Annotated in this window: 13 protein-coding genes; 4 read left to right on the top strand and 9 right to left on the bottom strand. The window is 41.6% G+C overall.

Going from position 1 to position 13,055, the window contains the following annotated elements; translation table 11 throughout:
* Positions 1-138: 138 nt before the first annotated feature.
* The 5 genes from secDF to ACFQZX_RS02255 all read right to left on the bottom strand — a co-directional run bounded on the left by secDF (position 139) and on the right by ACFQZX_RS02255 (position 5,118).
* Positions 139-3,111 carry a protein translocase subunit SecDF gene (secDF, locus tag ACFQZX_RS02275; RefSeq protein WP_377111003.1) on the bottom strand — a complete coding sequence of 991 codons (2,973 nt, stop codon included), beginning with the start codon at positions 3,109-3,111 and terminating at the stop codon, positions 139-141.
* Between the two features lie 116 nt (positions 3,112-3,227).
* Positions 3,228-3,710 carry a dihydrofolate reductase gene (locus ACFQZX_RS02270; protein WP_377111002.1) on the bottom strand — a complete coding sequence of 161 codons (483 nt, stop codon included), beginning with the start codon at positions 3,708-3,710 and terminating at the stop codon, positions 3,228-3,230.
* 4 nt (positions 3,711-3,714) lie between these two features.
* A complete protein-coding gene (locus ACFQZX_RS02265) occupies positions 3,715-4,086 on the bottom strand; it encodes a type II toxin-antitoxin system death-on-curing family toxin (protein ID WP_377111001.1) in 372 nt (123 codons plus the stop codon).
* Positions 4,083-4,271: a hypothetical protein gene (locus ACFQZX_RS02260; protein WP_377111000.1), complete on the bottom strand. Its 189-nt coding sequence runs from the start codon at positions 4,269-4,271 to the stop codon at positions 4,083-4,085. The genes ACFQZX_RS02265 and ACFQZX_RS02260 overlap by 4 nt, the downstream gene beginning before the upstream one ends.
* Positions 4,272-4,296: 25 nt before the next feature.
* Entirely contained in the window at positions 4,297-5,118 is an 822-nt protein-coding gene (locus ACFQZX_RS02255; RefSeq protein WP_377110999.1) for a thymidylate synthase, read from the bottom strand.
* A 162-nt stretch (positions 5,119-5,280) separates the two neighbouring features.
* On the opposite strand from ACFQZX_RS02255, the gene ispE reads away from it, so the two are divergent.
* Entirely contained in the window at positions 5,281-6,087 is an 807-nt protein-coding gene (ispE, locus tag ACFQZX_RS02250) for a 4-(cytidine 5'-diphospho)-2-C-methyl-D-erythritol kinase (protein WP_377110998.1), read from the top strand.
* Between the two features lie 205 nt (positions 6,088-6,292).
* Here the strand turns inward: ispE and ACFQZX_RS02245 are convergent, their stop codons facing one another.
* The 4 genes from ACFQZX_RS02245 to tgt all read right to left on the bottom strand — a co-directional run bounded on the left by ACFQZX_RS02245 (position 6,293) and on the right by tgt (position 10,550).
* Positions 6,293-6,571: a hypothetical protein gene (locus tag ACFQZX_RS02245; protein ID WP_377110997.1), complete on the bottom strand. Its 279-nt coding sequence runs from the start codon at positions 6,569-6,571 to the stop codon at positions 6,293-6,295.
* A gap of 830 nt (positions 6,572-7,401) precedes the next feature.
* Positions 7,402-8,304 (bottom strand): DMT family transporter, encoded by a 903-nt coding sequence (locus tag ACFQZX_RS02240; protein ID WP_377110996.1) that lies wholly within the window; start codon positions 8,302-8,304, stop codon positions 7,402-7,404.
* Entirely contained in the window at positions 8,304-9,419 is a 1,116-nt protein-coding gene (locus ACFQZX_RS02235; protein ID WP_377110995.1) for an LptF/LptG family permease, read from the bottom strand. Before ACFQZX_RS02235 ends, ACFQZX_RS02240 begins: the two co-directional genes overlap by 1 nt.
* Positions 9,420-10,550, bottom strand: a complete 1,131-nt coding sequence (gene tgt / locus ACFQZX_RS02230; RefSeq protein ID WP_377110994.1) for a tRNA guanosine(34) transglycosylase Tgt — start codon at positions 10,548-10,550, stop codon at positions 9,420-9,422.
* 170 nt (positions 10,551-10,720) lie between these two features.
* On the opposite strand from tgt, the gene ACFQZX_RS02225 reads away from it, so the two are divergent.
* Genes ACFQZX_RS02225 through rsmG form a run of 3 tightly spaced genes read left to right on the top strand, consistent with a single transcriptional unit; the run spans position 10,721 to position 13,051 of the window.
* Positions 10,721-11,839 (top strand): glycosyltransferase, encoded by a 1,119-nt coding sequence (locus tag ACFQZX_RS02225; RefSeq protein WP_377110993.1) that lies wholly within the window; start codon positions 10,721-10,723, stop codon positions 11,837-11,839.
* Entirely contained in the window at positions 11,830-12,435 is a 606-nt protein-coding gene (locus ACFQZX_RS02220; protein ID WP_377110992.1) for an RNA polymerase sigma factor, read from the top strand. Before ACFQZX_RS02225 ends, ACFQZX_RS02220 begins: the two co-directional genes overlap by 10 nt.
* Positions 12,425-13,051, top strand: coding sequence for a 16S rRNA (guanine(527)-N(7))-methyltransferase RsmG (rsmG, locus tag ACFQZX_RS02215; RefSeq protein ID WP_377110991.1), 627 nt, complete (start codon positions 12,425-12,427; stop codon positions 13,049-13,051). The genes ACFQZX_RS02220 and rsmG overlap by 11 nt, the downstream gene beginning before the upstream one ends.
* Positions 13,052-13,055 lie beyond the last annotated feature (4 nt).

The following is a 13,055-nucleotide window of genomic DNA, read 5'->3' as shown; positions in this document are numbered from 1 at the left end:
GCCCCTCTGTCTCTTCCTGTAACGGAGAAACTTATAAAGCCCTTCCTTTAGGGAAGGGTGTGGGAGAAGCTTATAGTTGTAAAACAAAAAAGGCTCCAAATGTTCTTTGGAGCCTTTCAAAATAATGTCACAATTTAATTATTTCAGATCTTTCTTTCCAAAGTCGACGATAACCGGCGATGCCACACAAATTGATGAATAAGTACCGAAAAGTACACCAATCAACAATGCGAATGCAAAGCCACGGATAACATCGCCACCAAACAGGAATAATACCACCAGAATTAATACCACGGTAAGGGCGGTAATTATGGTACGGCTTAAGGTACTGTTAATAGCCTCGTTGATAACTACCTGTGGATCGTCTGTTTTTGCGTGATGATGATTAAGAAACTCGCGGATACGGTCAAATACCACAACCGTATCGTTGATGGAATAACCTATTACCGTTAACAGCGCTGCGATGAATGCCTGGTCGATATCCAAAGAGAATGGTAAAACACCTTTGAACAATGAGAAGAACGAAAGCACCAGTAATGAGTCATGCGCTGTTGCAACCATCGCCCCAAGGCTGAATTGCCATTTACGGAAACGGATCAAGATATAAGCCGAGATTACAATGATAGCAATAATGATGGTCCATTTTGCCGAAGATTTAACCTCGTTGGCAACAGTAGCCTCAACCTTTTGGTGGCTAAGGATCTGTTTAGAAGTAATTGTAGTAGCCGGATTAGCAGCTAAAGCCTTAATTAAGGTAGCCTCTACCTTCGCATCAGTGCTCTCTGCATTGTCATTGATCAGGTAGTTGGTAGTAATGCTGATCTTATCAGAGCCGTAAGTTTTTACTTCGGTACCACGGCCAAGCACAGGGTCAACCACGTTATGTACATCTTCGGTAGTAACCGATGGGTTGAATTTCACTACATAGGTACGCCCGCCGCCAAAGTCAACACCGTAGTTAAAACCACGGGTAAACATGGATATTAAACCCGCGATAATGAATATGCCAGAGAAAGCATAGAATTTAAAGCGGTTTTTAACGAACGCATAATTAGCGTTTTTAAAGGTATGTGAGCTCCATGGGCGTGAAAACTTGATATCCCAGCCTTTTTCAAGCATAAACTCAAATATCAACCTTGATATCAGTAATGAGCAGAACAGGGTAGTGATAATACCGATCATTAAGGTTGTTGCGAAACCTTGTATTGGGCCCGAGCCAAATACAAAGAGGATAACACCGGTTAAGAAAGTACTGATGTTAGCATCTAATATAGAAGGCAATGCATGTTTAAAACCATCCACAATTGCTATGCGGATAGATTTGCCTAAGCCAAGCTCTTCGCGCACACGCTCATAAACCAGTACGTTAGCGTCAACAGCTACACCCAACGTTAGTAATATACCGGCGATACCTGGCAGGGTAAGTACGGCGCGTAAACTTACCAATACACCCATCAGGAAGAAAACGTTCACTAATACTGCTATAACTGCAACCGTACCGGCACGGTTATAGTAGGCGATCATGAATATCAAAATCACCACCAAGCCTAAAACACATGATAATAAACCTGCGCTGATAGCTTCCTGGCCTAATGACGGGCCAACAACCGCTTCGCCAATGATACGTGCCGGTGCAGGCAGGCGGCCCGCTTTTAACACGTTGGCCAAGTCTTTGGTATCTTCCTGGCTAAAGTTACCGCCTGATATTGATGATACACCGCCAGAGATCTCATTCTGAACGTTAGGGGCAGAGTAAACATTATCATCAAGCACAATGGCAATAGCTTTTTTGTTAACCCCTGCAGATGCTTCGGCAGTGATGTTTTTCCATTTCTGGGCGCCCTGAGAGTTCATGTACATGGTAACCTCATAGCCACCTTTAACAGGGTCAACATCATCTTTAGCGTTGGTAATAACATCGCCCGAAAGTACGGGGCCGTTTTCGGCACCGCTAAGTTTTATTGCATACAGGTCAAATACTTTTGTATCCTTCTCTGGTTTTACACCCCATAAAAATTTGATGTTTTGAGGCAATACGGCTTTAACATCCGCACTTCGCAGATAGCTGTTTACTTTAGCGGTATCTTTTTGTTGAGCGCGACCTACCACCGGGCCTGGAGCCAACTGAGGCTGGCCATCCGGACCCTGGTATATACCCGGCATCATGATAGCGAATAACGGGTTTGCTGCGGCCTGTGTTTTATTGGTCAGGCTTGCCGAATCTTTATTGGGATTGTTCTTTAATTTGCTTAACAGTGATGCCGCAGAATCTTTTGCGGTAGCAGCTTTAGCTGTAGCTGCAGCCTTTGCTGTATCCGCTTTCGCGGTATCCTTAACTGTTTTGCTTTTTGCAGCCAGTATGCTGTTAATGTTGTTTAACAGGCCGTATACTTCGGTATTGTCAAAAGTTTCATAAAACTCCAGCTTGGCAGTACCAGATAATAATTTACGTACACGCTCAGGCTCTTTTACACCTGGCAGCTCAATCAGTATACGGTTGGTGCTTTTTTGCAGCTGTATGTTTGGCTGGGTTACGCCAAACTGGTCGATACGGGTGTGCAGTACAGTGTATGATTGCTGTACTGCAGTATTAGCCTGATCTTTCAAATAAGCTTCAACATCGCTGTTTGATGAGTTGAACTTTAATTTATCCTGGTTGCTGTTGTTTGCAAAAATAGCGGCCAGCTTTCCATTAGGGTTCAGCTTTTCGTATTCATCAACAAAAAGGGTAATGTAATCTTTTTGCTCGGTTACGCTCCTGGTTTGCGCATTGGCCAAAGCCTGGTTAAATACAACATCTTTATTGTTGTTTGACAAGGCTGTCACCAGTTCGCGCAGGGATATCTGCATGGTAACGTTCATGCCGCCCTTTAAGTCCAGACCCAGGGCAAGCTCCCTGTCAACACAATACTGGTAAGTATGGCCAAGCACCGGGTATACCGGTTGTGTAGAAATAGAATCAAGATACGCTCTTTCTTTTTCGGCATTACCCTTGGCGTATGCTTTCGCATCATTCTCAACTTTACGGGCCACCCACGTAAATGATAGCTGGTATAAACATACCACAGCCAGCAGAATGGCGAAAAATTTAATAACCCCTTTACCTTGCATCGCGAATTATAATATGTATTGAATTAGTTTATAAGCTTTTTTAAATAAGACGGCAAATCTAATAAAATTTCACAAGCATGAAATTTTTAATTGAAACAAAATATTATCTGTTTTTGTTACCGCCGGTTGAGTGTAATGAATGAGTAGGGATAAGGATTTTTTTCGTCTGCATCATGGTATTCACGGCTCACTTCATTCCATCTCTGATAATCTATTTCCGGGAAAAAGGTATCCGCATCAAAATCATGATGAATGATGGTCAGGTAAATCCTGTCGGTAATATCCATTGCCTGGCGGTATATTTCCGCACCGCCACCAATAAATACTTCATCCTCGCCAGCACAGAGGGCCAGGCCTTCGTCTATGGATTTTACAACTTCGCATCCTGGTAAGGATATGTCCTGCCGGGTTACCACAATATTGCGCCTTTTGGGCAAAGGCTTTCCAACAGAGTCAAAAGTTTTTCGACCCATGATGATGGTACGGCCTGATGTTATCTCTTTGAAATGCTTCAGGTCATTCGGCATGTGCCAAAGCAACTGGTTGTTTTTGCCTATCGCGTAATTTTCGGCGATGGCTACTATGATAGAAATTGTCATTGGGTCAAATAATTTTTGAGGCGACCCAATCTTTGATTTGGTCAAATTTAATAGTTCCCATGCTTGCAGATATCGCCATCTCATACTTGTCTTCTTGAGAGGCATTGATGGTAAGGCCAGCTTCGGCTAAAATAATTCGAAGTAAGGCATAAGCTATCCTTTTGTTGCCATCAATAAATGGATGATTGATGATGAGGCTTTCAAATATGGCTGTAGCCTTTTCAACAGCGGTAGGATAAAGATCTTGATTATCGAAAGTCATGTATGGCCTTGCCAGTGCTGCTTGTAATCCGGCCATATCACGGATACCTTTACTACCACCAAATTGTTCAATCAAAATGTTGTGATAGTATTCTACCTCTTTTACATCGATCATTGTGCAAGTCTTTGAAACACCTCTTTGTCCTCCTCAACTATTTTTTGAAAAAGAGCAATGCGTTTAGCCTTGTCAGTAGCAGTCGACTGTAATTCTTTTAAAAGAACTAAAACATCGGGTAGGTTCTCTTCCGGCACCTCGTCAAGCACCTTTTTGATCTCGTCCTTGATTTCTATTACGGTCATAATACCAAATTTACAAACAATCAGCCTAAACCGCAACTACCCCTTTGATGTGCGGATGCGGATCATAGTTTTCCAGGGTAAAATCTTCAAATTTAAAACCGAAGATGTCCTTAACCTCCGGGTTGATCTTCATGGTTGGCAGAGGCCTTGGGTCGCGGCTCAATTGTAGCTCTGCCTGCTCCAGGTGGTTGTTGTAGATATGCGCGTCGCCAAAGGTGTGGATAAAGTCGCCGTAATCCAGGTCGCATACCTGCGCCACCATCATGGTAAGCAAAGCGTATGAAGCAATATTGAATGGTACGCCTAAAAAAATGTCGGCACTACGCTGGTACAACTGGCAGGATAGTTTACCTCTGGTTTCACCTTTTGAAGGGTCGGCTGGCTCAACATAAAACTGGAACAGCGTATGGCAGGGCGGAAGCGCCATCTGGTTAACATCCGCCACGTTCCAGGCCGATACGATCAGCCGGCGCGAATCGGGGTTGTTTTTGATCATGTTTACCAACTGGCTTATCTGGTCGATGTGCTTACCGTCGGGTGTGGGCCAGCTACGCCATTGGTAACCATATACCGGCCCCAGGTTGCCCTCGGCATCGGCCCATTCATCCCAAATGCGCACGCCGTTATCCTTAAGATATTTGATGTTGGTATCTCCGCTCAAAAACCAGATCAGCTCATGGATGATGGATTTGAGGTGCAGCTTTTTTGTTGTAATCAGCGGAAAGCCTTCTTTCAGATCAAAGCGCATCTGGTATCCAAACACGCTAAGGGTCCCTGTCCCGGTGCGGTCATGCTTTTGCGCCCCGGTTTCCATCACGTGTCGCATCAAATCGAGGTACTGTCTCATATTATGGTTGATTGGGTGAGTGGTTGATTAAGTGAGTGGTTTAATGGTACCAATGAACTATTGGACTGATGAACCACTGAACAATTCCACCACAAATAAAAATAAACTAATTTTGGTATCCTATGGTTGTGCAAAAATAGCAACCGTGTTAATCAATTTTCAATGATCGTTTTTCCCAACGCCAAAATAAATATCGGACTTAATATTACCGCCCGTCGCCCCGACGGTTATCATGATCTGGAAACCGTTTTCTACCCGGTGAAAATTTATGATGTGCTGGAAGCTGTAGAGTCAACGGAGTTAAGCTTTGAGGCGAGCGGACTTGGCATACCCGGAAGGGAAGAGGATAACCTTTGCATAAAAGGATATCATTTGCTGAAGCGCGATTTCCCCAACCTGCCTCCGGTAAAAATTCACCTGCATAAAAATATTCCGATAGGAGCAGGGCTTGGAGGAGGCTCTGCCGATGCTGCGTTTTTTATTAAACTAATGAACCAGCAATTTAAGCTTGGGCTTGATGAAGAAGCGATGATGGGCTATGCCCGCAAACTCGGGGCCGACTGTGCTTTCTTTATTAACAACAAGCCGGTGTATGCTTTTGAAAAAGGCGACGAGTTTGAACCGGTAAATTTAGACCTTTCTGCCTATGCTATCGTACTGGTGATGCCTGATGCCCATGTATCAACTGCAGAGGCTTACAGGGGCGTTAAACCAGCTCAGGTTAATGAAACTGTATATGACCTGGTAAAAATGCCTGTAACGGCCTGGAAAAGGCAAATTCGGAATGACTTTGAAGCCCATATATTCAACGATCATCCGGTTATACGTGGCGTAAAAGCCGAACTGTACGAGCGCGGCGCTTTATACGCCAGTATGAGCGGGTCTGGCGCATCGGTGTTTGGTATATTTGAATCAACGCCAATTCTGCAGCATCTTGAGGAAACCTGCCAAGTTTTTTATAATATGTGATGTGGACAGGGAGTGAAGAGTCGGAAGTCGGAAGTCGAGAGTCTGAAGTCAAGATGTAGCTTGCAGTACCGGCATTTTTGTCGATGATATTTTAGAGGCCTTTGCTTTCGGATTCATTGTTCTGCGCTTTTCACTTATTGCATCCCCACTCGTCTACCACTACCTCCGTATTTCCATTTACTACTCTCTACTCACCATTCACCACTCAACTAATATAATCCCGATCTTCATCACTTAGTGTATTGGAGTCTTCTTTTCCATGGATGTCGTCGTAATGCTCGCTGATATTATACTTTTTGTTTTTTGGGCGGCCAACCAGTACCCCCAAAATAAAAGCCACAACAGATACGGCAGTTAGCATAGGTACCTTTGATATGTACATGGTGCTGAACAAAACAGTAAATTTTACCTGGTCGGTATTTTGCATGATCACTACTGTAAGCAGTACAACAATAATAAGGGCAATGATATTTTTGATGCTCATGGTTCGTTGCAAATAAAGTTTATACAATATGCAGATTTTATCCTGAATTTGAAACAGACTCGCACTACTGTGCATACTCTATTTGGCATATTAAATTGTGGCCTTTCTGAAATTTGCTACTTACAGAATTGAGACTTTTATCAGTTTGCTATTTAAAGTCGAAGCAGTATGTATCCGTTACTAATTAAAATTTCCACCTTGGGGCGTTGGCTTAAATGCAACAGTAATTTAACAGCCTTACAAATACACGATTTTTTCTGAAGAATTTTCAACCAAAATTGATTCCTGTATACAAGCAGGAGTTACCTAATCAGTTTTTATCAAAGTTGTAATTATAACCTCAATACACTTTAACATCACTTTAATCGAATTTTATTTGATGTAAGTATATATTTAAATAAATAACTAATTTATACTCATTATCAGTTTATTAAATGTAAAAATCACTTATTAAAGATGGTGTTGCTAAAAATATTAGTAATTGGGATGTTATAATAAGTTATTTAATTGATGTATCAAAATAGTTGATCTCAATAAATAATTGATTATTATTTATTTATGTTGATAATATTAATTTAGAATACAGTTGTTAAAGATGAAATAAGATATAATGTAGTTTATTCAGCCCGATTTGGGTTAATTGGAACTTATTACACTAATCTAAAAGTTGATTTTGCCTCTGTTTAAACGAATTGCTAAGGAACGGGAATAATGCCTCAAAAAATTAAAGTGTCTTAAATGGGCTAAAAAGGGCTTTAAATTTAAGCGCGCTTTTCCCCTACCCTGCATTAGTTAGGGCGTAAATTGCAGTGAAAAGTTTAAGAAAAAGGTTAGATGCTCCGGCGCCTGGCCACTTGTTTTTGGGCGACAGGAAACAGGAAAATAGTAGATAAAATAATTGCGGCGCCTATCCAAAAACCAGTAGTCATGGTACTGGTATTTGTGAAAAAAAGGAAAGACATGATGATGCCATAAACTGGCTCCAGGTTGGTTATAAGTGCTACCCTGAAAGCCGAAAGTTCGCGCATAACTGATACGCCGGCTACATAGGCAAGCGATGTACAAACGGTTCCAAGCAGCACCAAGTAACCAATATCAGTTGGTTTAGGCACAATAAAACCAGTGCTTCCTGCAGTTATAAAAAGGTAAATTGTTATCCATATAAACGCTCCTGATAACTCATAAAACGCTATAACAGGTGCTTCATATATTTTAACATGGCGCCCGTTTATGATAGCAAAAAGGCTTGCCAGTACAGCGCTTGCCAACCCGGCTATGATGCCCTTAGTGTATTGTGTTTCAAATTTGAATATTAGAAATATGCCGATAATGATAAAAATACCGCTGATGATCTCCAGTTTAGAGATGCGTTTTTTGTTGATAAGCGGCTCAAAAACCGCTGTAAAAAGTGTGATGGATGAGAGGCAAACCAGCGTTACCGGCACAGTTGAAAGCTTGATGGAAGCGAAAAAAAGTATCCAGTGCCCGCCTACTAACGCGCCGGTAAGGGCGAAATTCAGCATCGTTTTAGGGCTTATCTTAAACGCTTTTTTGCTGAATTTAAAGTATAAAAACAGCGAAACACTCGCAATAAGCACACGGTACCAAACCAAATTTACGGCAGAAATTGATATCAGCTGACCTAAAATTCCGGTAAAACCCCATATAAAAACTGTGAAATGCAGTAGTAAAAGGTTCTTATTTAAGCCGGAATTGTTGGTGTTTTGAAGCATTATTTTGGTGCTTTAACAATAAGGACATACCCCAGAATGCCGAACAAAACGTTAGGGATAAAGACTGAAATAATAGGGCTAAAGCCGCCTTTTATCGAAAAAACAAAGGCAAATTTATTGACCACGATGTACGTAAAACATATAAAAATACCGATGCCCAGGGGTAATCCAACCCCTCCGCGTACCTTTCTGGATGCTATGGCAACGCCTATACAAGTCAGTACAAATGATGATAAAGGCTCTACAAAGCGGCGATATTTTTCAAATTGCATATCTATAACGGCGCCTGTACTGCGTATTTTTTCCTTCTCGATACCCTGGTTTAAAGTGGCTAAAGACATGGCCCCGTAAATATTGCTTACCACATTATCATGGGCTTCAAAGTCTATCGGGCGCATATCCAAAACCGTATCTATAGATGGTATATTCTTTCTGATAGTTTCTTTTAAACCATCTACATACCTAATATATGGGTTGTTAATTATCCAGTGGTTTTTAACCGAATCATACTTGATACTGGTGGCTGTAAGTTTTTCTTTAAGCACATCGCCATCAAATTTTTCCATCATAAACTGGTATCCCGTCTTCATATCAGGGTCGTACGATTGAAGGTAAACATAGGTGTGTTTATCCAATTGAATATGTACCTCACTCTTGGATGGATCATCGTTTGCAAAGAAATTGGCGCTTTCAAAGTCAACTTTTAGCTTGTTTGTATACGGAATAACGTACAAATTCAATAAAAGCGATACCACGAATATTAATGCTGCAGATAGCGTGTAAGGACGCAAAAAACGATAAAAGCTGGCCCTGCTTGTTAAAATGGGAACAATTTCTGTTTGATTGGCCATTTTAGCCGTAAAAAATATCACCGCTAAGAAGTTGATAAGCGGCGATAAAAGCATCAGATAAAAGGGTATAAAACCAGCGTAATACTTAAATATGATATCATTTAAAGATGACTTTTTATTTAAAAAGTTATCCAAATGTTCAGATACATCAAATATAACGGAGATCACCAGGAATATCCCGAGCGTAAACACGAATGTGCCCAGGTATTTCCCCATGATGTACCTATCGATAACAGTGAGATATTTACGAAAAAAAGCCTTCATTTATAGTCTTGTACCTAAGCGGTTCACCATTTTGTTCTTCCAGTCGTAAAACTCTCCGGCGATGATTTTATTGCGTGCCTGGGTTACCAGCCACAAATAAAAGTGCAGGTTATGCAGGGTGGCTATCTGTGCGCCAAGCATTTCGCCGCTATGTATCAAATGGCGCAGGTAAGCTTTGGTATAAACCTTATCGGCAAACAGATCACTGTCTGCTTCAATCGGCGAAAAGTCGTTTTTCCACTTTTCGTTCTTGATATTGATGATGCCATCTTTAGTAAAAAGCATACCGTTGCGCGCGTTACGCGTAGGCATAACGCAATCAAACATATCAATGCCCAGCGCAATGTTTTCAAGTATGTTGACAGGAGTACCTACGCCCATTAAATACCGGGGTTTATGCTGTGGTAATATATCGCAAACCACCTCCGTCATAGCATACATTTCTTCTGCCGGTTCACCTACAGAAAGGCCTCCAATGGCGTTCCCTTCGCGTTCAAAAGAGGCGATAACTTCCGCGGAACGCACCCGCAGATCCTTGTAAACCGACCCCTGAACTATAGGAAAAAGTGTTTGGCTGTAACCATATTTCGGCTCGGTATTATCAAACCTGTCGCAGCAGCGTTTAAGCCAGCGATGGGTCATCTCTATCGAGCGTTTAGCATAGTTATACTCGCATGGATAGGGGGTGCATTCATCAAAAGCCATAATGATATCCGCGCCTATGATGCGCTGAATATCCATCACGTTTTCGGGAGTAAAAAGGTGTTTTGAGCCGTCCACATGAGAGCGGAATGTTACCCCTTCTTCCTTTATCTTGCGTACCTCGGTAAGCGAATACACCTGGTAACCGCCGCTATCGGTAAGTATAGGGCCATCCCAGCCGTTAAATTTATGCAGGCCGCCTGCTTGTTCCAGCGTGCTTAAACCTGGCCTTAAATATAGATGGTAGGTATTGCCTAATATGATCTGCGCCTTAATATCATCTTTAAGCTCACGCTGATGTACAGCTTTTACCGTACCTGCTGTGCCCACAGGCATAAAAATAGGCGTTTGTATTACACCATGGTCGGTAACCAACTCGCCCGCCCGGGCTTTAGAAAGAGGATCTTGTGCTTGTAAAGTGAATTTCATTTATTCTGGCAAAATTACGAAAACCGTTTGTATTGCCCGTTGCTTAATTGCTGCATTGTTAGATTGTTGCGATTGATAGGTATGCAGAATTATACAGCTAATAATCAGCTTAAAAGAATAGTCGGTTTTCTCGGCGATTTTTAACAAATTTGCTGTTTATTATATAGGGTTTGGAAGCTTATATTCAAGAGGCATTATTCATTTTATTTCAGCTTTGTTTTATCGTTCAACTGTATTATCTGTTAGCTAACCACAGCAGGCTTGCAAGTTATAACCCTCGTACCGAGCTGCCGGAGACTAACCTGCCGGTTTCAGTTATTATAAGTGCACGTAACGAGGCTGATAACTTAAGGCAAAACCTGCCTTATATATTGCAGCAAAAATACCCGGATTATGAGGTAGTGGTGGTAAACGATTGTTCTACCGACGGATCTGATGTGATATTGATGGATATTCAAAGCGAATTTCCACACCTTAAAATTGTAACAGTTACCGAGCACGAGCGGTATAAAACCGGCAAAAAATTTGCGCTTACCCTGGGTATAAAAGCAGCAAAAAACAACCATTTTTTATTTACCGATGCCGATTGCAAACCGGCTACCCTGCATTGGGTAACCCGTATGGCCGCTAACTTCAATGCATCAACACAAATTGTATTAGGGTACTCGCCCTATACTAAAACCACTAATTTTCTGAGCCCTTTTATACGTTTTGAAACGCTTAAAACGGCTATTAACTACTTATCTGCAGCACTTATAGGTGACGCTTATATGGGCATAGGACGCAATCTGGCCTACACCAGAAGCCTGTTTTTTGGGGCAAAAGGCTTCGCTTCGCACATGCATGTTATGAGCGGGGATGATGATCTGTTTGTCAACCAAAACGCAAACGCAACAAATACGGCTATAGAGATACACCCGGATACATTTACTTACAGTGACGCGAAAACTACATTAGGCGGTTGGTTCCGGCAAAAGAAGAGGCACATGGGCGTTGGGAAATTGTATAAAAACCAGCATCGGCGCATGCTTAGCCTGGATGCCGTAAGCGGTTTTCTGTTTTATGTTCTGTTTATTTTGTTCATTATTTTAAATTTTGAACCATTATTTGCAGCGGGTGTTCTAATATTCAGGGCGATATTGCAGTTTTTTATCTATCGAAAGATATTTAACAAATTGCAGTGCGGCGATCTGATATGGTGGTTACCCTTTTTAGATATAGTATATTACATATATTTAAATGTGTTTGGATTGATTGGTACCTTTATTAAAACAACGCGATGGAAGTAAATAAGAACTTTACAGAGAACGCTAAAAACGATTTTCATCTTGTTGTGAAAGCAAGGGAGGGCAACCAAAGAGCTTATGCCGACCTGATGCACCGTTACAAGGATTCCATTTATTTTATGGTGCTTAAGATGGTAAATAATAAAGAGGATGCTATGGATCTGACTGTGGAAACCTTTGCCAAAGCATTTGAAAAATTAGATAAATATCAACCTGAATTTGCTTTTAGTACATGGTTATTCAGGGTGGCTACCAATAACTGTATTGATTTTATCCGCAAAAAGAAATTAAATACACAATCTATACACGGAATGCTGGATGATGAGGGTGATGAAAAACCGCTGCAAATAAAGGCAGATTCGCTGAACCCTGAAGAGTCATCCATCAAAAAGCAACAAACTACCGAATTAAAATTACTAATAGAAAGTTTGCCCCCGCGTTACCGTAACCTGATTATTTTACGTTACTTCGATGAACTGTCATATGAAGAAATTGCCCAACAGCTTGATTTACCTTTGGGGACGGTCAAAGCTCAGCTATTTAGGGGCAGGTATTTATTGGGTAACATCATAAACCGTTATAAAAAGGATGACATCTGATATCCTGTTGAAATACTTTCCTGATATTACTGCGCAGCAGCAGGAGCAATTTGGCCGCCTGCAGGAACTTTATACTTTTTGGAACAACCAGATCAATGTGATATCGCGTAAGGATATTGATCTGTTGTATGAGCGCCACGTGCTGCACTCGTTGGGCATAGCCAAAGTAATGCCTTTTTTACCCGGCGAAACAGTACTTGATGTAGGTACAGGCGGGGGCTTTCCCGGCATACCATTGGCTATTATGTTTCCGCAAACACAGTTTCACCTGGTTGATAGCATAGGAAAAAAAGTAAAGGTAGTAACTGAAGTCGCACAGGCCTTAGGGCTTCAAAACCTGCGTGCATCACACTCAAGGGCCGAGGATATCAGGGAGAAATTCGACTTTGTGGTGTCGCGCGCGGTAACCCAGCTTAAAGATTTTTACCCATGGGTAAAGGGAAAATTCAATAAGCAATCAAAAAATAAACTGGCTAACGGGATACTCTATTTAAAAGGAGGGGACTTAACGCAAGAAATTGCCGACGCGGGTTTAGCCGTGCAGCAATTCTACCTCAAGGATTATTTTGATGAGGATTTCTTTGAAACCAAGCAGGTTATCTATGTAAAAGCATAGCGTG

The sequence above is a fragment of the Mucilaginibacter litoreus genome (assembly GCF_042676805.1).
In the GTDB taxonomy this organism is placed as follows: Bacteria; Bacteroidota; Bacteroidia; order Sphingobacteriales; family Sphingobacteriaceae; genus Mucilaginibacter; species Mucilaginibacter litoreus.
The sequence above is the reverse complement of the archived record's forward strand: the minus strand, read 5'-3'. Positions and strand labels throughout refer to the sequence as shown.